16 protein-coding genes are annotated in these 18826 nt (G+C 58.9%); 1 reads left to right on the forward strand and 15 read right to left on the reverse strand.

All coding sequences use genetic code 11. The features are described 5' to 3' along the window. Positions 1 to 287 precede the first annotated feature (287 nt). The 9 genes from HY868_18185 to HY868_18225 form a co-directional block, all read right to left on the reverse strand. Positions 288 to 776, reverse strand: coding sequence for a DinB family protein (locus HY868_18185; GenBank protein MBI5304070.1), 489 nt, complete (start codon positions 774 to 776; stop codon positions 288 to 290). Continuing rightward, positions 773 to 1306 (reverse strand): GNAT family N-acetyltransferase, encoded by a 534-nt coding sequence (locus HY868_18190; GenBank protein MBI5304071.1) that lies wholly within the window; start codon positions 1304 to 1306, stop codon positions 773 to 775. The genes HY868_18185 and HY868_18190 overlap by 4 nt, the downstream gene beginning before the upstream one ends. Next, positions 1306 to 1632 carry a nucleotide pyrophosphohydrolase gene (locus HY868_18195; GenBank protein ID MBI5304072.1) on the reverse strand — a complete coding sequence of 109 codons (327 nt, stop codon included), beginning with the start codon at positions 1630 to 1632 and terminating at the stop codon, positions 1306 to 1308. The genes HY868_18190 and HY868_18195 overlap by 1 nt, the downstream gene beginning before the upstream one ends. After that, positions 1614 to 2099: a ClbS/DfsB family four-helix bundle protein gene (locus HY868_18200; GenBank protein ID MBI5304073.1), complete on the reverse strand. Its 486-nt coding sequence runs from the start codon at positions 2097 to 2099 to the stop codon at positions 1614 to 1616. The genes HY868_18195 and HY868_18200 overlap by 19 nt, the downstream gene beginning before the upstream one ends. Continuing rightward, positions 2096 to 2812 (reverse strand): (2Fe-2S)-binding protein, encoded by a 717-nt coding sequence (locus HY868_18205; protein ID MBI5304074.1) that lies wholly within the window; start codon positions 2810 to 2812, stop codon positions 2096 to 2098. The genes HY868_18200 and HY868_18205 overlap by 4 nt, the downstream gene beginning before the upstream one ends. A 63-nt stretch (positions 2813 to 2875) precedes the next feature. Continuing rightward, positions 2876 to 5653 (reverse strand): tetratricopeptide repeat protein, encoded by a 2778-nt coding sequence (locus tag HY868_18210; protein ID MBI5304075.1) that lies wholly within the window; start codon positions 5651 to 5653, stop codon positions 2876 to 2878. A 3-nt stretch (positions 5654 to 5656) separates the two neighbouring features. Then, complete coding sequence (locus tag HY868_18215) at positions 5657 to 6928, reverse strand: SLBB domain-containing protein (protein ID MBI5304076.1); 1272 nt, start codon at positions 6926 to 6928, stop codon at positions 5657 to 5659. A gap of 96 nt (positions 6929 to 7024) precedes the next feature. Continuing rightward, complete coding sequence (gene nuoE / locus HY868_18220; GenBank protein ID MBI5304077.1) at positions 7025 to 7480, reverse strand: NADH-quinone oxidoreductase subunit NuoE; 456 nt, start codon at positions 7478 to 7480, stop codon at positions 7025 to 7027. 154 nt (positions 7481 to 7634) lie between these two features. Further along, positions 7635 to 8126, reverse strand: a complete 492-nt coding sequence (locus HY868_18225; GenBank protein MBI5304078.1) for a ferritin — start codon at positions 8124 to 8126, stop codon at positions 7635 to 7637. A gap of 225 nt (positions 8127 to 8351) precedes the next feature. Here HY868_18225 and HY868_18230 point away from each other — a divergent pair, with 225 nt between their 5' ends. Further along, positions 8352 to 10214: an adenylate/guanylate cyclase domain-containing protein gene (locus tag HY868_18230; GenBank protein ID MBI5304079.1), complete on the forward strand. Its 1863-nt coding sequence runs from the start codon at positions 8352 to 8354 to the stop codon at positions 10212 to 10214. Between the two features lie 127 nt (positions 10215 to 10341). Here the strand turns inward: HY868_18230 and HY868_18235 are convergent, their stop codons facing one another. From HY868_18235 to HY868_18260, 6 genes are all read right to left on the reverse strand, one after another. Next, positions 10342 to 11301, reverse strand: a complete 960-nt coding sequence (locus HY868_18235) for a hypothetical protein (GenBank protein ID MBI5304080.1) — start codon at positions 11299 to 11301, stop codon at positions 10342 to 10344. Positions 11302 to 11377: 76 nt separating this feature from the next. Then, complete coding sequence (locus HY868_18240; protein MBI5304081.1) at positions 11378 to 14227, reverse strand: DEAD/DEAH box helicase; 2850 nt, start codon at positions 14225 to 14227, stop codon at positions 11378 to 11380. Positions 14228 to 14462: 235 nt separating this feature from the next. Next, a complete protein-coding gene (locus tag HY868_18245; protein MBI5304082.1) occupies positions 14463 to 14816 on the reverse strand; it encodes a hypothetical protein in 354 nt (117 codons plus the stop codon). Positions 14817 to 14859: 43 nt separating this feature from the next. Continuing rightward, a complete protein-coding gene (locus HY868_18250) occupies positions 14860 to 15330 on the reverse strand; it encodes a DUF664 domain-containing protein (protein ID MBI5304083.1) in 471 nt (156 codons plus the stop codon). Further along, positions 15330 to 16235 carry a diguanylate cyclase gene (locus tag HY868_18255; GenBank protein MBI5304084.1) on the reverse strand — a complete coding sequence of 302 codons (906 nt, stop codon included), beginning with the start codon at positions 16233 to 16235 and terminating at the stop codon, positions 15330 to 15332. The genes HY868_18250 and HY868_18255 overlap by 1 nt, the downstream gene beginning before the upstream one ends. 23 nt (positions 16236 to 16258) lie before the next feature. Continuing rightward, the gene (locus HY868_18260) at positions 16259 to 18826 is read right to left on the reverse strand and encodes a CBS domain-containing protein (GenBank protein ID MBI5304085.1); all 2568 of its coding nucleotides are present in this window, start codon (positions 18824 to 18826) and stop codon (positions 16259 to 16261) included.

Raw genomic sequence — 18826 nt, forward strand, 5'->3', positions numbered from 1 at the left:
CATAGGATAAACCAAGCATAACGGAAAATTGTTAAAATGCAAGTAGCACTCCGACGCTTCCAAGCGGAACAAAAACGGTATGTTTCAAGAGTCAGAAACTGGCTGCTTTGAACCTTCGTTCATCAGCCCACCCTAACCCTCTCCCTCCAAGGGAGAGGGGATTTGCCTCCTCTCCCCTTTGGGGAGAGGATTGAGGTGAGGGGAAGTTTCTGTCCTTATTCACGCTACGCGCGGTGCGGCGTAATATTCTCGAAATGATAGCGCACAACCTTGGGTCCAATCAATATCTAATTTCCAACCTCCAAGTTCCAACGTCTAATCCGTTCCAGATGTTCATTCGCGTGACTCAGCGCGTCTTCTTCGATCATTTGCGCGATGGAGTAGAAATGCGTCATGCCCCACCAGGGATTCGGCACGGTGAAGGCGAGATCGGTCTCGCTCAAACTCTCGACGCGCGCGATGAACGCGCCGCGCGTGTTTTCAAATTCGGCGCGCACGCGCATCCACGTCCAATTTTTTCGCTTTGCCGATTCGCGGACATTGATCGCATCGTCGCCTTCATCCGGCGGCATCGGATGCGGCTTGCCCTCCGCGAACGATTCGCGGAGGTGATCGTGAATCACCTGTTCCCAGTACGCGATGTGCCCGACGACATCCTTGATCGTCCACGCGCCAACGATTGGAATCGTTGTGATTTGCTCTTCGGTCAAGTCGGCGCACAATCTCAACAACTCGTCGCGTTGGCGCGTGAGTTGCGCGACCAGTTCAGTTTTCAATGCGCACTCCATTCGCGATCCAGGATCGCGTATTGCAACGTATCCCACCAGCGACCTTTGAACCACTCACGCTCACGCAAACGTCCTTCGCATTGCAAGCCCAGTTTCTCCAACACGCGCGCCGACGCGCGATTTTCGGCAATACACCACGACGAAACGCGATGCAGTTCCAATTCGCGAAATCCAAATTCGAGCAGCGCGCGCGCGGCTTCGGTCGCGTACCCGTTGCCCCAAAAATTTGGATCGAGTTCGTAGCCAATCTCCGCTTCGCGCGTCGCGGGGTTGATCGCGCGCACGCCGACGTTGCCGATCAAGCGCCCATCGCGTTCAATCGCCAGTTGAACTTTCGTGCGCGGGTTGTGCTCTTGCCAAGTGACGAACATTTGCACGAACGGTCGCACCTGCTCTTCCGTTCGCGTCTCCCATTCGTAAAAGCGCAGATAGCGCGGATCGGATTGATAGGCGAGCACGGCGCGCCAATCGTTCGCGACAAATTCGCGTAAGCGTAAACGCACGGTCTTGATTTGCACTAGAGTGTCCTCTGGCTGTGGATGTGTTTTTCCAAATCATCCATCGTTGTCAAGAACGCGCGCTCCAAATCTACGCCATGCATCTGCGCCAAGACCAGGATTGACCACAAGCAATCCGCCAGTTCGTGCGCGAGTTTTTCATCGGCGTGCTCGATGTGACGGATGCCATTCTGCGCCATCACGAGTTTTGCCAGGTCGCCCACATCGCCAACGAAACCGAGCGCGATCTCCTCGCGCGTCCACGCACGACCATAGTTCGCGCGTTCCAATTCGGCGTACTGGTTTCGCACGTCCAGGGCGCGTTCGCTCAATGCGCGGATTTCCATTTGTTCACCTGCTCGATGTGCTCCGGCAAATGACCATACGCGTTGACGGCGATCAGTCGTTCCAGCGTGACCTGTTCGTCCGGGTTCCATGGCGCAGATAAAATCTTGTTCACCTCCGCGTCGCTCAAGCGTTCCGTTTCGGCGAGCAAATCGTGATATGCCGCGTCGAGTTCGGCGCGAATACGCGCGAGCGAATAATCACGGCGCATCGCCGCCTCGCGATGATTCAACGCATCAATCCCAGGATCGTCCAAGCCCAACGGTTGCGGCACGCCGTTCTGCTGGTACTCGCGCAGGAATTTCGTCGCGACCAGGTACCAAAACGTAACGTGTCCCAGCACATCTTTGAGCGACCACCAATCAATCACGCGGTCATGCGCGATCACGTCGTCGGGAATGTCCGTAATGCACGCCAAGAATTTTTCGTGTTCGCGTTTTGTCGCGCGCAAAATTTCGTCGCGTGTCATTTTGTTTCCTTGTCTCCTTGTCCCCGTGTTCGGTGTTTTTCCAACCGCGAGTGCCGCACCAACTCGCTCACATCGCGTCCGGTCTCGATCCAGAATTCGCGTTTCGCCTTGAGTGCGCCGGTCGGGCACGCCTGCACGCAGTTGCCGCAGTACACGCACGTCGTCTCCGGAATCGGCTGATCGAAAAAGGTCGCGATGCGCGTGTCGAACCCGCGTCCGGCTTGAGTGATCGCGAACGTCCACTGCACATCTTCGCCGCACGCCTGGACGCAACGCCAACACAAAATACATTTCGCGTAATCGCGAATGTAGAATGGATTGTCATCGCGAAGCGGATGCTCGCGTTTTTTACCTTCGGCAAAGCGCGCCATGTCCGCGCCGTACTCGCGTACGAGTTGTTGAATGTCCGGCGCGTCGCTCACATCCACCGCGCTCGCCAGCAATTCGAGAATCACTTTGCGCGCTTGACGCACGCGCGACGTATCGGTGCGAACGATCATGCCGTTCTCGCATTCGCGCGAGCACGCTTGCACGAGCACGCGCGATTTTTCCACTTCGACGACGCACATCCGGCAAAGCGACGGCGGTGTGAAATGCGGGTGATAACAAATCGTCGGAATCGTTTTTTGGATTCGCGCGGCGGCTTGCAAGATCGTCGTGCCCGCCGGCACGGTGATCGTTTGGTGGTCTATCGAAAGGGTAATGTCAGACACACACGCCTCGTGTAAATATACAAGGACACAAATAATCAAACAACACACACCTTGTTTCCTTGTTTACTTTTGCGCCGGTTTACCCGCGTCCTTCTCCAACGCGAACGCAATTGCTTGCTCCAACGTCATCGCGCGACCTTGCGCCCAGGATTCGGTGAACGTGTACGGATCGGTCCGCTCGCGCGTGAACGCGACGGCTTGATCGTACATCGAACGATCCACCGGCGTCAGCGGCATACCGATTTTTTCGCGCAACGCTTCCGCCGCGCCGAACAAGCGCGCCGCGCGCGCCAAGCCATGGCGCGCGATGGAAACGCTCGCGAGCCATTCGAGACATTCGGCGATACCCGCGCGGTCGCCGACTTGCTGAAACAACGTCAACGCGGCAGAGAGCAATGCGAACGCGCGCGCGGCGTCGCTCGCGTAGAGCGCGGCGCGTCCTTGATTCGTGTACACGGCGGCGACGCCGCGCCGATTGCCCACCTCGCGAAAGAGCGCGACGCTTTCCGCGCCCAACTCGTTGACCTTGGCGTACTCGCGCGCGTGCAACGCGACGACACACAAGTTGCTCAACGCCGAAGCGATGCCCTGCTTGTCGCCCAACACGCGCCGCGCCTCGCGGCTCTCTTCGAAATATTTTTGGGCGCGCGGTAAATCGCCTTGATTGAGCGCGACTAGACCCAGGTTGTTCAACGCGCTCGCGATGCCCCAGCGGTCGCCGAGCGCGCGATGCAATTCCAGCGCGGTCGCGAACATCGTTTGCGCGCGTTCGTAATCGGCGTGATCTTGCGCGATGGAACCCAGACTGTTGAGCGCGACGCCCATTCCTTTTTTGTTGCCGAGTTTGCGAAACATTTTGAGCGCGGCTTCAAAACTTGACTCCGCGCGATCCAGGTCGCGTTGCACGAGCGCCATCATGCCCGCGCCGTCGAGCGCCTTCGCCAGCGCGAGCGACGCCGGCGCGGACGCGGCTTCTGCTTTTGCGAGCGCGCTCGTGAGCCAACGCTGTCCTTCGCTCAAGTACCCGCGCGTCAACCAAAAACGCCAGAGCGCGCCGCTCAAGCGCACCGGAATTTCTTCCGCTTCACCTTCGAGCGCCCACCCGAGCGCGGCGCGCAAATTGTCGTGCTCGCGTTCGAGCCGATTGAGCCACTCGACTTGTTGCGGACCGCGCAGCAGCGAATCGGCGGCTTGCGCAAACGTCAAGAAATACGCGCAGTGCAAATGCCGCAAGCGATTCGCTTCTTCCGAGTCGAACAACTTGCCTTGCGCGTACTGGCGAATCGTTTCCAACATGCGATAGCGCGTGTCCTCGTCCTGGCGTTCGGACAACACGAGCGACTGGTCCACCAAACGCGTGAGCAAATCAACCACATCGGGGCGCGGCACGGTCTGCTCGTCGGCGACGACCAACTCGGCGGCTTCGAGCGTCCACCCGCCGGCGAACACGGACAAGCGGCGAAACAACGCGCGCTCGCGGTCGTCGAGCAAACCGTAACTCCAATCCATCATCGCGCGCAACGTTTGCTGGCGCGGCAACGCGCTCCGACTGCCGCCGGTAAGCAAGTGAAACCGGTCGGACAGCCGCGCGAGAATTTCTTCGGGCGAGAGGACTTTGGCGCGCGCCGCCGCGAGTTCGATCGCGAGTGGAATACCGTCGAGCCGCGCGCAAATCTGCGCGAGCAGCGCGGCGTTTTGCTCGTTCAACGCGAACGTCGGTTGCGCGGTCTTGGCGCGATCCAGGAACAAGCGCACCGATTCGTTCTGTGCGAGTGATTCAATCGGCGACGCGTTGTTCATGTCCGGCATCGCGAGCGACGGCACGCGAAAAATCCGCTCGCCGGCGATGCCGAGCGCGACGCGACTGCTCGCGATAATTTGCATACGCGGACACACCTGCAACAACGTTTCCGCAAGTTGCGCGACCGGCTCGTTGAGGTGTTCGCAATTGTCGAGGACGAGCAATAGATTGCGCGCGCGCAAATAGTCGGCGAGCGCGTTGAGCAGCGGCTTGCCGGTTTCTTCGCGGAGATTCAACGCGGACGCGATCGCGTGCGGCACGAGCAAGGGATCGGAGATCAGCGCGAGCTCGACGTGCCACGCGCCGTCGTTGAACAGTTCGAGCGATTCCGCCGCGGCTTGCACCGCCAAGCGCGTCTTGCCGATGCCGCCCGCGCCGATCAGCGTGACGAGACGCGACGCGACGAGCATCTGTTTGACTTCGGTGAGTTCGCGTTCGCGCCCGATGAAACTGGTAAGCTGTCCCGGCAAATTGTTCGGGAGCATGTCGAGCGAACGCAACGCCGGAAAATCCGCCGGCAATCCGTGGACGACGAGTTGGAATATTCGCTCTGGGCGCACGAGGTCTTTGAGCCGATGCTCACCCAGGTCGCGCACGCTGACGCCCGCCGGCAATTGATCGCGCACGAGTTCGCACACGGCGAGCGACATCAGGATTTGTCCGCCGTGCGCCGCTGAAAGCAACCGCGCGACGCGATTGAGCGGCGGTCCAAAGTAATCGCCTTCGCGCGCTTCGACCGTGCCGACGTGAATCGCGATGCGGATTTTGAGCGCGCCGATCTCGCCCCAGTCGGTTTCGCGCAACGCGCGTTGCATTGCGAGCGCGGCGGTCATCGCGTTGGGCGCGCTAGAGAACACGGCATAGAACGCGTCGCCCATCGTCTTGAACACCGCGCCCTGGTTTTCGGTGATGATGCCGCGCAAGAGCGCGTCGTGACGCGCGAGCGCGGCTTGCATCGCGTCGGGATGTTGCTCCCAGAGTTTGGTGCTCCCTTCGATGTCCGTGAATAAAAACGTCATCGTCGGATTGGACGGCGACATCGGTTAGACCAGACCCTTCTCGAACGCGCTGACGATGGCAGACGACGCGGTTTGTCCCAGCCCGCACAACGACGCGTCGCGCATCGTCGCGCCCAGTTCGCGGAGGAGAGACGTTGCACGCTCCGCGAATGTCTCTCCTTCGCGCGCGATGATTTCGTACTGCCGCTGCGTTCCGAGCTGGCACGGAAAACATTTCCCGCACGACTCGTCGCGAAAGAATCGCGCCAGACGTTTGAGTACGCCGCGCATCTCGGCGGTGTCGTCGAGCGCCATGATCGCGCCCGAACCCAACGTCGCGCCGATTGCCGCGAGCGATTGGAAATCGAGCGGCACATCAATTTCATCGGGACGCAGGAATACGCCCGCCGCGCCGCCGATCAAAATCGCTTTGAGCGCGCGCCCTGGGCGCAATCCGCCTGCGAGATTTTCGATCACGTCGCGCAAGGACACGCCCATCGCGATTTCGTACGCGCCTGGTTTTTGAACGTGCCCACTGACGCACACGATGCGCGTGCCGGGCGATTTTGCCGTACCAAATTTACGATACGCATCCGCGCCTGCGAGCGCGATGAACGGAATGTTGGCGAACGTCTCGACGTTGTTGATGACGGTCGGACGATTGAACAATCCCTGGTCGGTGGGGAACGGCGGCTTGACGCGCGGCTCGCCGCGTTTGCCTTCGATGGATTCAAAGAGTGCGGTCTCTTCGCCGCAAATGTACGCGCCCGCGCCGCGCCGAATCTCGATGTGGAAGTCGAAATCATCGCGCAATATTCTTTCGCCGAGATAGCCGCGTTGCCGCGCCACGTCGAGTGCGCGCGACAAGCGTTCGTACGCAAGCGGGTACTCGCCGCGCAAATAGATAAATCCATTCGTCGCACACGTGATGAACGCGGTGATCGTCATTCCCTCGATGATGCGAAACGGATCGCCCTCCATCAGCACGCGATCCTTGAACGTGCCCGTTTCCGATTCGTCCGCGTTGCACACGACGAACGCGGACGAGTGGCGGTACGGCGCGGGCACATTCGTCGGGGCAGGATACGGTTGCGTGAGTTCCGCCTTCATCGCGAGTTCGCGTTTTAGCCCGGTCGGAAACGCCGCGCCGCCGCGCCCGATCAAGCCGGACGATTTCAACGCGTCTACAATTTCGGCGACGAGTCCTTCGCGCACGACGCGCGTGAGCGCGCGATAGCCGCCGCGTGCGAGGTAATCGTCCATGCTCGCGGGGTTGACCAGACCCAGGTTGGAGGTGACGAGTTTCGTTTCTAACATTGGATTTGTCGCAGCGCGAGTGCGGTGGAGCAGAGGCGCAGGGGTGCAGGGGTGCAAAAAATCTCCCATGCTCCCCCGCTCCCCCGCTCCCCTACTTCAACTGTCGTCGAGAATTTTTGAAAGCGAATTTTCACGCACGTCCTCATGCACTTGCTCGCCCGCCATCACGACCGGCGCGTGGTCGCAGTGACCCAGGCACGGTACCACTTCGAGCGTGACCGCGCCATCGGGTGTCGTCTCGCCGACGCGAATCTTGAGTTTATCTTCGAGCGCAGCAATCACGCGTTCGCTGCCAGCCAGATAGCACGGCACGTCGTCACACACGCGAACAATGATCTTGCCAACCGGGTGCGTGTACAGGTGCGCGTAAAAATCCGCGACGCCGTACGCATCGGCGAGCGGCACATCAAGCCCGGCCGCCACGCGCGTGATGGTTTCTGCGGAGAGCCAGCCGTACAGCTCTTGCGCCTCGATCAACGCAGGGAGTAGACCCGAACGACCGACCGGCGACCACCGCGCGAGAATCGTTCCCAGTTCATCGTGAGGATTCATTCGAAACCTTGAGTAGTCCATCAACCTTGCGAAGGTTTAGCCAGCCAAACCAGAGACGCGTTTCTGATCAACCTTCGCAAGGTTTTTCTACGCAAAAAGCATCTCCCTCTCCGCGCGTGACACATGCAGAGAGGGAGAGCATCGCGCTCGAAGATTATTCGCCGCGCTTGGTGAAATGTCCGTCGAACAACAGCAACGTGCCAGGTTGGCTGCCCGCCATGCGGAAGCGCTCGAGCATCAACACGGCATTCTTTTCCTCCTCGACCTGCTCGTCAATAAACCACTTGAGCATGGACTGGGTCGCGTAATCATTCTCCTTGCCGGCGAGCGCGTAGAGATTGTGAATAGACGACGTCACTTTTCGTTCGTGCTCCACCACGTTCTCCCACGCGGCGACCGGCGACGCCCACTCGAACGTGGGCTGATCGAGCGTCTTGAGTTGCACGCGACCGTTGCGGTCGTTCACGTAATCGTACAACTTGAGCGCGTGCAGGCGTTCTTCGTCGTACTGCGCGCGCATCCATTTCGCCGAGCCGGGCATATTCAGCGATTCGAAATATGCCGACATCGCGAGATAAAGATAAGCCGAGTAAAACTCGTTTTTGATTTGCTCGTTGAGCGTGTCCTGGATCGTCTTGCTTAACATCGCGAAACCTCCTTGGGGTTTGATCTTTGGATGGTCGGCGGCAATGGTTGCGCACACTACGACCGCCGTGTCGAAAGTATAGCATTCACGCAAGCGAGTGTCAACGGCATGTCGCGCGGGCAGTTCGCCCGCATCACACGGAACACAAATTCTGTTCTGCTCTTTGCAAATCGGTCAACCCGTGTTAGAATGTTCACGCGAATCCATTTCGCAAGCGAGACACTTGTGCAAACCTCATCCCAGTTCTCCACCTTGTTCAGAAAATTGTGGCGTCGCGCGTTTAGTCCGCGCGGTATTCGGCGTTTCCAAGTCGGCGCGGCGATGGGTCTCCTCATCGGCTTGCTGATTGCGGGCATCCTCTCGCTCGGCGCGCTCAAACCGTTTGAAGCCGGACTCGCCGACTGGTTCTACCGTCCGCGCCCGACAAGCGGCAATGTCGTTTTGATCGCGGTGGACGACGAGACCGCGGACACGTACGGTTGGCCCCTCGAACGCATCACCCAACGCGGTTTTGTCGGCATCCTCGCGCGCTTTCAACCGCGCGTCATCGTGCTCGATATGGTGTTGCCCGACATCGGCGCGGCGTTGGACGATGATCTACTCGCGGCGATGTTGAGCCGCGCGGGAAAAGTGGTCCAACCCGTCCTCGGCGTCGAAGCGACGCGCTTGCCGTCGGAAACGAGTCCGTTCCCGGCGTTCGATTCGATTGTCACACCTGCGCCAACGCTCCGCACACCCAACACCATTCTCGCCCACGGCGCGCTGTACCCCGATGCCGATGGCGTGGTGCGTCGTGTGCCACTCGCGATAGATGTGCCAGGGCAACGCTATCCCGCGCTCGCGCTCGCCGCCGTCGCGCTATTCGAGGGACGCGAACCGACCGTCGAACTCGCGCAAGACGGCGTGCGCGTTGGCGACAAGCGCGTGCCCGTGGACGCGCGGGGACAAGTGCTCATCAGCTTTAGCCGGCGCGATGCGATCAAGATTATTTCGTACGCGGACATTATGCAAGGCAAAGCCGATTACTCGCAACTGCGCGACAAGATTGTGCTCGTTGGTCCGATGACACGTGCGATCAACGAAACGTACGCCGTACCCGCCGGCGTGGAGAGCAATCGGGTCTACAACGTGCAGATTCAGGCGGACGCGATAGAAACGTTGTTGAGCGGCAACTATTTGCGCGAGGAAGATCGCACGTGGCAGATTGCCGCGGTGCTCGTGATTGCCATCTTTGCCGGCGTCACGCTGCCGCGCATGCCGTGGCTGTACGGCGCGGTGTTCAGCATCGGCATTCTCGCGGCGTACTTGTTGTACGCCTCCGTGCGCGCGGAGGCGGGCGTCATCATCACGCCACTGTACGCCGGCATCGCGCTCGTCGTCACGTACATGCTCGCCGTGACGTACCGCTATTTTTCCGAGGAACGCACGCGCGCGTTCATCAGCCGAATTTTCCAGGGACGCATCGCGCCGGAATCCGTGTCGCAAGTAATTGACCTGTACGCCCAGGGCGCACTTTCGCTCGCCGGCGGGCGACGCGAGGTGACAGTGATGTGCGCGACGTTGCGCGGCATCGCGACGCTTTCCGAAGCGACCGCGCCGGAAACGGTGATCGAACTGCTCGACCGTCACAACGCGTTGATCGTCGAAACGATTTTCCGGCTCGGCGGCGCGGTGACGAGCCAGATTGGCAACACGGTAATCGCGACGTGGAATTTTCCGCTCGCGCAACCCGATCACGCGACGCGCGCGCTCCAAGCCGCGTTCGCGATTCAGCAACAGATGCGTGAGCGCAATCCGGAAACAACAGAGGAGCAAGAGATTGGCGCGGCGATTGGTCTCGCGACTGGCGCGGTCGTCGTGGGGCAATTGAGCAGTTTGCAAACCGAGTACTCGGTCGTTGGCGATGTGGTGACGCTATCCGAGCGCATCACCGCGCTGGCTGCGCCGGGACAAGTGCTCATCAGCACCGAGACGCGCGAGCAGATTGGGAAAGAGTGGAATACGGAGCACATTCACTCGCTCCGCACGCGCGGCAAAAAAGATCCGATCCTAGTGTGGCAGGTGGAAGACGCGCCGAGTGTGGGATAGAAAACTTTACCGCCAAAAAGCATAAACGCGCGCAGAGAAAAAGCTCTCTGCGCGTGTTTCGTTATACAGATGATGTAGATATAATCCTAGCCGTCGCAATGTTAGATCAAGGCACTGGGTGGCACACTCACCGGATCGTATCGAATACCTGCCCGAAAATATACTGGCCATTTTTGGCAGGGGAAACACCTTCTAGCCGCGACAGTAAATCAAGAGCAAATCTTGCAAAACCATTGTGAGACCAAGAAAGCATTAAACCGTTTTGATCATTATGGCTAGAAACCATGTATTGTTTACTAAAATGCCACATTTGGTCAGGACCAGCAATTGCCATGACACCTGCACCTTTTTCAGTTATGCTCACATTTCCATTTGCATCTCGATGAATGTTCAGGTCGTCTATGTTCTTGGCGATAGGGTTGTCAGACTCTTTTGCCTCGCTCATGATTTCGGTACGATTTAAGAGTTGGACAATACCAGTCATTTCTTCATCCAACGAGCAATGTAGAATAACTCCACCCCAATAACCTATTATTGGGTCACACGGAATCAAATTTGGCAAGATAGTTTGTTTGTTTATGAGTGTACTATCAAGGTCGAAGAAAATAACACCGCACGAAAAGTTAACTGGCAAGTAGCCAGTAAGGTCATTGAATTGGCTCAGTTTGCTAATTGCATCTTCTGCAGTTTTCCCGTTGAGACTTGCTTTTACTTCAAACGCCGCATGAACGTACTTGGCAGGGATTGCTTGTTTCCTACCTTGTCCAGAATTATCATAGTTTCCGTCATCCCAAAGAATTGGAGAGTTTAGTTTATCGTAGATCAAAATATCAAAATGATATAATTTGTCATTCCTTGCTAGCACATCCGGAATTATATATCCTGAAGTTACTCCATACTTCTTGGGAAGAAAGACTGAAAACCATTTGCGTAGTGCTGCTTCGCCCGCATTTCCGTGTTCAGTATGAATGGGACGAGAAACATTATAACCTTTGGCTCGATTTAGCTCGTTAAGAAGTTCTAGACGCGTATTATGGAATTCCCTCCACCCAATGAACCCATATCTTTTGTCACCATGCTTTTCCAATCTGCACCTCGGCATTCTAGTTGCGACAGAAGCGTCATCGTAAATGTCCACTTTGGACTTGGAAGAAAGACTTGACCTACTCCTCGCCCGCACTCTCCTCGCCGTCAATCCACTTGCTCGCCAACTTGGGCAGTTCGGCAATCGGTCCGCGATACAACGACACCGACGGCAACGATTCGAGAAAGATGCGTCCGTAATTTTTCGTCAGCACGCGCTTGTCCAACACGACGACGACACCGCGATCCGTTTTCGTGCGAATCAAACGCCCGAACCCTTGCCGAAAACGCAACACCGCTTCGGGCACCGCGTACTGCGCGAACGCATCGTCGAACGTTTCACTGCGCGCCGCAAAGATCGGATCGCTCGGCACGCTGAACGGCAAGCGCGCGATCACCAGACACGACAACGCCTCGCCCGCCACGTCCACGCCTTCCCAAAACGAGCGCGTCCCCAGCAATACCGTGCGCGCCTGCGTCTTGAACGTTTCAAGCACCTGCCGCCGCGAGCCGTCGAGATTTTGCGCGAGCACGACGATGCCCTCTTCTTCGAGCGGACGCGAGATCGCGCGGTACGTCGTGTTCAACTGCGAGAGCGACGTGAACAATGCGAGCGCACGACCCTGGGTCGCTTTGAACAACTCGACGAGTGACGCTTCGACCGATTTTTGATAACCAGGTTGCGCCGGTTCCGGCACATCGGTCGGCACAAAGATCAGCGCGGATTGCTTGTAGTCGAACGGCGAGCCGACCGCGAGTTCGTCCGCCAAATCGCCCAGCCCCAAACGCGATTTGATGTGCGCGAAATTCTTGTCCACACACAACGTCGCGGACGTGAGAATCGTCGCGGCGCGACCGGCGAACAAATTTTTCTGCAACAGGTCGCCGACGTACAGCGGCGCGACGTGCAACGAAATATCGCCGTCGTTGCGTTTGATGTTGAACCAGTAAATCGAATTCGCATTCGATTTGGTGATGAGCGATTCGACCGCGCCGCGCGTTTCGCTCACGCGCCGCATCGCGAACGACAACTCGTTTTGCAATTCAGGAAAACCTGAGATTTCAAATTCGTCGAGGTCGTCCCACGCGTTGTAAATTTTGTCTAGTCCGTCGCGCACCTTGAGCAACATCGCGCCGAACGTGTCCCACGCGATTTCAATCGCGCTCCACGCCGGTTGCGCGCGCCGCGTCGCCGTGAGTCGCAACTGACGATCATAACTGCTCTCGCTCTCGCCAGGCAATTGCTCTTGCGCGTTGATGAACTGTTCGAGCGCGACAAAAAATTCGTACACGCCGCGCAACGCGCGATCAATATCCTGCGCGACATCGGTGAAAATCGCTTGCGCTTCGCGCTTGATGTTCGGCGGCGCGTCCGAATTACGTAACGCCCCGGCAAGCCCTCCGAGCAAACCGCCGCGTTCGTGCGCGAGTCCGCGCAACATCGCTTCCAGACTCGCGCGCGACGCCTCGAACGCGAGTGCGTTCGTCGCCTGGGTTTCGAGGTGATGCGCCTCGTCCACGACAAGATACTTGTACTCCGGCAACACGCGATTCTCGGTCGCCATATCCGAAAGCAAGAGCGCGTGATTGACGATGATGAGATGCGCGCTCTCCGCCTTGTCGCGCGCGCGATAGAAAAAGCACTTGTTCTCTTGCCGCAGATTGCAATGCGTCGGCTCGCAGTGATCCTGGTCGGATGACAAGCGCGACCAGACCGCGTTCTCGCTGCCCATCAAACGCAACTCGGCGCTGTCGCCGGTCGTCGTCGAAGGCAGCCACGCGAGCACTTTGGCAAGCACGCGCACTTCGTCGTTCGACAACTTGTCGCTCTTGCGCAGCGCGTCGAGCCGGCGACGACAGATATAATTCGAACGACCTTTGAGCAACGCGGCTTTGAATTCGACCGGCAGAACCTGGCGCAGGTCGGGAATGTCTTTATCGAAAAGTTGGTCTTGCAAATTGATCGTGTTCGTCGAGACGACGACGCGTTGATTATTTTGCGCCGCCCAGTAAATCGCGGGAAGTAAGTACGCGAGCGATTTGCCGGTGCCGGTGCCCGCCTCGACCAAGACCGTTGCGCCGGTGTTGAACGCGTGCGCGACCGCGCGGAGCATTTCAACTTGTTGCGGACGATGCTCGTACTCGGGAAAGCGTTGTGCGAACGCACCGTCGGGTTCGAGCAAGCCCGCCAGCGCGTCCACGTCGAGCGGGTCTTGATGTACCTTGGGTTTGAGCGGTTGCTCTTTCGTGTCGCGCGAGAAAAGTAGTCCCAGGGTCTCGTCGCCGAGTCCGCCCTTTGCCATTAACTGCGCGCCAATCGAGCCGCCGCTGAACGCGGTGCGCGCGTGATCGCGCAACAAATCCTGGAACGCGAATTTCAACGCCCAGTCCGACTTGTCGCCGAGTCGCGCGATCTCTTGAATCACTTTTTGGTCGAGCCGCCCGGCGCGTTCGAGCAACGCGTTGAACAATGCCTGGACAGCTTGCGCGTCCGCGAGCGCGCGGTGTTTCGTCGGAAACGCGATGTGGAATTCTTCCATCAACTTGCCGAGCGTGTAACGCGACGCGTACGGCATCAGGATGCACGCGAGTTCGTAGGTGTCGAGCGCGGCGCTCGCGGCAAAGCCGCCGCGTTGGAGAAAGCCCAGGTCGAACGCGATGTTGTGCCCGACGACCGGGTTGTCGCCGACAAAGCGTTTGAGTGTGGGCATCACGGTGAACAGCGACGGCGCGCGTTCCACGTCGCGCGCGGAAATGCCGGTGAGGCGTTCGATTTTGCGCGGGAGCGCGCGTCCAGGGTTGATGAACGACGACCATGTGTCGAGCGCGTCGTCGCCGCGAAATTTGACCGCGCCAATTTCGATAATCGCGTCACGGTCGGGTTGCAAGCCGGTCGTTTCGGTGTCGAGCGCAACATAGATGCGGGGCATGAGGGGAACTTTCTAGAATAAAAAATGCGTGAACAAGAACAAGTGTGCGATTATTCTACCACGATTCGCGATAATTGCAAAGAAAAACGCCGCGATGTTTTTCGCGCGGCGAAGTTAGAGCCCAATTGTCATTGCGAGCCGCAGAGCGGCGAAGCCATCTCCAACAAGCAAATGGGGGATTGCTTCGGGCACAAACCGCCCTCGCAATGACAAGCGCAATTCTACTTGACGCTTTTTACTTTTGACTTGGCTTTTGCGCGTCTTCGATCACGCGTTGAATCTGTTCATTGAGCGCGCGCACGCCTTTCGCCAGTCCGCGTTCGATGTCCTCTTTCGCGCCACCGTCCTTGATGGATTGCGCGGCTTGCTTGATGTGTTCTTCCGCGCTCTTGACCCGTTCATCTTGTTTCGCGCTCGCCATCGCGCGGTCAACGTGGTCGCCCAGGTCGCGCATCGCTTGTTTGACCTGTCGTTCGAAATCCTGGGTCTGCGGATGATCGCGCGCAACACGCAACAAGGTTTTCAATCGCTCGCCCAGTTGCTGTAACTCTTGCGTCAAATCGAATTCCGGCGGTTTCTCCTCGCTCATCGCCACCCTCCACTCTCCAATTTCTAATTTCTAACTTCCAATTTCATATCTCATTCAAACGCGCGTTGCGATTCTCCCACAACTGGCGCGTCAACGCCATTTGTCCGATGTGTTCGCTGTAATGTTCGACGACGTGCAGAATGCACCAGCGTGCCGAGTACTCATTCCTGCCGTCATTCTTCAACGCCGCCATCGCCTCGAGCGTCAAATCGTTCAGCACGCGCTCGGTTTCCAGCGCGACATCGGCATAAGTCGTTTCAAGCGTCGCGAGGTTTTCTGCGAGCGCGCGGAACTCGGCGTCGCGGTCGCGCACAATCGTGCGTCCGCCGACAACCTGGTGAATCCAGCGCCGCTCCGCGCCCAAGCAGTGCGTCGCCAGCGCGAACAACGAGTTGCTCGCGTCCGGCGTCGGATGCCAATTGAGCGCGTCGTCGCGCAACCCATCCAGCGTTTTCCAAATTTGGGCGCGCGCGGCGCGCAACCGATCGGCGTACAGTTGGCTTTCGGAAATCATCAACCCACCTCCACACGATTTTTGCCGGCGCGTTTGGCGTTTTGCAAAGCGTTCTCCGCGCGCCCCAACAACGCGAGATTCACCGTCAGGTCATCGCCGGGCACGTACACCACGCCGATGCTCACCGTGACGTGCAAATCCAATTTCGCATGAACAAAGTGATGCGCGGAAATTACCCCGCTGATGCGGGCAGCAAGTTCGCACGCGCCTTGTTCATCCACCTGCGGCGCGAGCACGCCAAAATCCTGGGTGTCGCACCGCCCCACCAGGTCGCTCGCGCGCGTGAGCTGCCGGAGCGTCTCTGCCGCTTCCATGAGCACCGCGTCGCCAGTGACGATGCCATAATGCTGGTTGATTTCATTAAGGTTGTCAATATCCACGAGCAACAACGCCAACGGCGCGCGATAGCGCGCGCTGCGCGCCGCTTCGTACGCGAGACGATGTAGGAAATAGCGCCGATGGTACAGCCCCGTCAAAGGATCAAGGAGCGCGATCATCCACGTGTTCTCGGCTTCGGGACGCGCTCTGCCGTTTGGCGCGCCGTTCGGCGCGTCGGCGGCGCACCGGCGAATCTGCGCCGCGTCGAACGGCGCGACGAGACAATCGGTGTACGGCAAGCGCGCGTCCGCCACCTTGCGCGCGTCCGCCGGATTGTCGGCAAGAAAAATGATCGGCATTTGCGCGGTGGGCGTAATGGCGCGTAACGCGCGCGCCACTTCCAAGCCGGTCAGATGGGTGAGTTTCACATCGAGAAAGACCGCCGCGGGTTTGCGATCCAACGCCATATCCACGGCTTCCAAACCATCCTCAGCGCAGATTGCCGCATGATTATCATCGCCGAGCGCTTTTTGCACCATGCTCGTCAACGTTTTATTATTCGAGACAATCAGAAATTTCTGTGTCATATTTTCCCCCGTCGGGTAAATTTTCAATTTGCCAATTGGCGCACCCATTGTTCTTCTTCGGCGCGCGTCGCGATCACCCCGTCAAGCCGCGCGTCACGGAGACGCGTGAGAATCTCGCGATATTGCGGTCCGGGCGGAATGCCCATTCGTTTCAAATCATCGCCGGTCAATTCGGGCGCGAGGTCGCGCAGACGTTCGCGGAACACCGCGACGCGTTCGCGCACGCGCGCGTCGTCCGTGGCGACGGCAAAGATCGCGAGCGCGTCATCCGCGTAATCGGCGAGCAAGTGGTACAGCGCGCTCGGCGTGAGCGTGTCGGCGCACAGCGGCGCGTGCGCTTCGGCGCGCAACGCGAGCACTTGATGAATCGTCTCAGTTTCGGATTTTTTCAACTTGAGCCGCTTGGCGAACGCGGCGGCGTCGGCTTGCGTCAAATCGTAGGCGAGCAACGCGAGGTACGTCAACGGCGCGAGTTGCGCCGCGCGCGCGGACCGGAATTTGCCGATGTGCCAATCGCCGAACGCGAGACGCGGAAAAATCGCGCGCAACACGCCGAGATCGCCCAAGCGCGCCATCGCCTTTTCCGGCTCGGTTTCGCGGAAAATCAATTCGAGTTCGTGGCGGATGCGTTCGCCGCTGACGCGCTCCAACATTTCGAGCGCGTCGCCGATCAACTGCGCGGTGCGTGTTTCGATCTTGAAGCCAAAACGTTGCTCAAAACGCGCCGCGCGCAAAATGCGCGTGGGGTCTTCGATAAAACTCAGACTGTGCAGCACGCGCACCCAGCCGCGTTGCAAATCTTGCTCGCCGCCGAACGGATCGAGCAGTTGTCCAAACCGTTGCGCGTCGAGGCAAATCGCGAGCGTGTTGATCGTAAAATCGCGGCGACGCAAATCCTGCTTGATCGAACTGCGTTCGACTTCGGGCAATGCGGAGGGATGCGCGTAAAATTCCGTGCGCGCGGTGGTAAAGTCGAGCGAGGAAAGATGCGCGAGGAGCGATTTTTCTTTCCGCGCGCCACTGTCCTCTTTCTTTTCTTTGACGATCCATTTGGCGGTGCCAAAGCGCGTGTGCGCGTGAACCCGCCCGCCGCGTTGTTTGGCGAGATGCCGCGCGAGCGTGATCGCGTCGCCTTCGACGACGAGGTCGAGGTCGAGGTTCGGCTGGTTCAACAAGAGATCGCGGACGAATCCGCCGACGACATAAAGACTATACCCCAACTCTTGCGCGGCGTTGCCCGCGTCGCGAATCAGTGCGAGGAGTTCCGGTGGCAACCAGCGTTCGAGCCGCGCGGTCATTTCCGCCGCGCGCGTCGCCCGCGTCGCGCCGAACGGTTTGATCAGATCGGTGCGCGTGACGATGCCGAGAATTTTTTTATGCGTCGCGTTGACGACCGGCACCTGACCCAGGTCGGATTCGATCATCACCGCGCGCAACGATTCGACCGAATCGTCGGGCGTCACAAAGACCGGTTTACGCATCAACGTTTTGATCGGCGCGTGCGCGAGCTGATGATGCAGCGCGCGGTCCACGTCGCGCCGCGTGACCACGCCGAGCAGTTTGCCTTGGCGCGCGACTGGAAACCCCTCATGCCCATAGCGGTGCATCATCTCGTCGGCTTGCGCGATGGTCGCGGTCGGTTCCAGCGTGCGCACGCCAAACGACATCAACTCGCGCACCGTAATCGCGGGCTTGATCGTCGCCTTGAGCAGTTTGAACAATTTCGTTTTCACGCCGCGCAGCGTCGCGCCGCGAATCAACGCCGCGGCGGCTTTGGCGTGACCGCCGCCGCCGAATTGTTCGGCGATGCCGGCAACGTCAATCGCTTCGACATCCGAACGCGCGACGAGTTGGATGTGGTCGTCCATTTGCGCGAGGACGAAGAGCGCGGCAGGATCGTACAACTCGCGCAGTTGGTGCGCGAGCGTGGAAATTTCTTCGACGTACTCGTCCGTGCGCGCGACCGCCAGCGCGATCGCGTGTCCGGCGATGTGGCGCGTTTCGATGCATTCGATCAATTGCTGATACAGTTTGCGTTGCGCGGGGGTGAGTGGATGCCGCAAAAAATCGTTGACGATAGCCAGATCGGCGCCCTGATCGAGAAGCCACGCGACCGCGCGCGCGTCGCGCGCCGTCGTCGTCGTGTAGACCAGCGACCCGGTGTCTTCGTAAATTCCCAGCATCAAGAGCGACGCTTCAAGCGGGGTCAGCGCGATTTCTTTTTCTTGAATCTGCTCGACGAACAGCGTCGTCGTCGCGCCGGCAAGTCCGCCGGCATACGTCATCGCCGGTGTGAGCGCGCGCGCGAGTGGGTGATGATCCACGAAATGAATGCGCGTGTCGCGATGCAACCCGCGCGCGGAGGGAATGCCTTGTGTATCCACAACGAGGATTTCGCGCCAGTGTTGCCGCGCCAAATCTTCAGGATGAACGAACTTGAGCGCCTCGCCGTAGAGCGCGCAGAAATCGCGCACGTTGGCATTCAAGCGACGCGGCAAAACGGCGAGCGCATCGGGATACAACTTGCGCGCGCCGAGGAGCGACGCCAGCGCGTCGAGGTCGGCGTTTTCGTGTGTGAGGATCGCGTCCAT

This window comes from Chloroflexota bacterium (genome assembly GCA_016219275.1).
Classification (GTDB): Bacteria; Chloroflexota; Anaerolineae; order UBA4142; family UBA4142; genus JACRBM01.

What these genes read in the sequence shown, in the direction of transcription:
- HY868_18195 (MBI5304072.1), bottom strand. Translation starts at nt 1,632, where the DNA reads ATGGAAATCCGCGCATTGAGCGAACGCGCCCTGGACGTGCGAAACCAG.
- HY868_18200 (MBI5304073.1), bottom strand. Translation starts at nt 2,099, where the DNA reads ATGACACGCGACGAAATTTTGCGCGCGACAAAACGCGAACACGAAAAA.
- HY868_18210 (MBI5304075.1), bottom strand. Translation starts at nt 5,653, where the DNA reads ATGTCGCCGTCCAATCCGACGATGACGTTTTTATTCACGGACATCGAA.
- HY868_18215 (MBI5304076.1), bottom strand. Translation starts at nt 6,928, where the DNA reads ATGTTAGAAACGAAACTCGTCACCTCCAACCTGGGTCTGGTCAACCCC.
- nuoE (MBI5304077.1), bottom strand. Translation starts at nt 7,480, where the DNA reads ATGAATCCTCACGATGAACTGGGAACGATTCTCGCGCGGTGGTCGCCG.
- HY868_18225 (MBI5304078.1), bottom strand. Translation starts at nt 8,126, where the DNA reads ATGTTAAGCAAGACGATCCAGGACACGCTCAACGAGCAAATCAAAAAC.
- HY868_18240 (MBI5304081.1), bottom strand. Translation starts at nt 14,227, where the DNA reads ATGCCCCGCATCTATGTTGCGCTCGACACCGAAACGACCGGCTTGCAA.
- HY868_18245 (MBI5304082.1), bottom strand. Translation starts at nt 14,816, where the DNA reads ATGAGCGAGGAGAAACCGCCGGAATTCGATTTGACGCAAGAGTTACAG.
- HY868_18250 (MBI5304083.1), bottom strand. Translation starts at nt 15,330, where the DNA reads ATGATTTCCGAAAGCCAACTGTACGCCGATCGGTTGCGCGCCGCGCGC.
- HY868_18255 (MBI5304084.1), bottom strand. Translation starts at nt 16,235, where the DNA reads ATGACACAGAAATTTCTGATTGTCTCGAATAATAAAACGTTGACGAGC.
- HY868_18260 (MBI5304085.1), bottom strand. Translation starts at nt 18,826, where the DNA reads ATGGACGCGATCCTCACACACGAAAACGCCGACCTCGACGCGCTGGCG.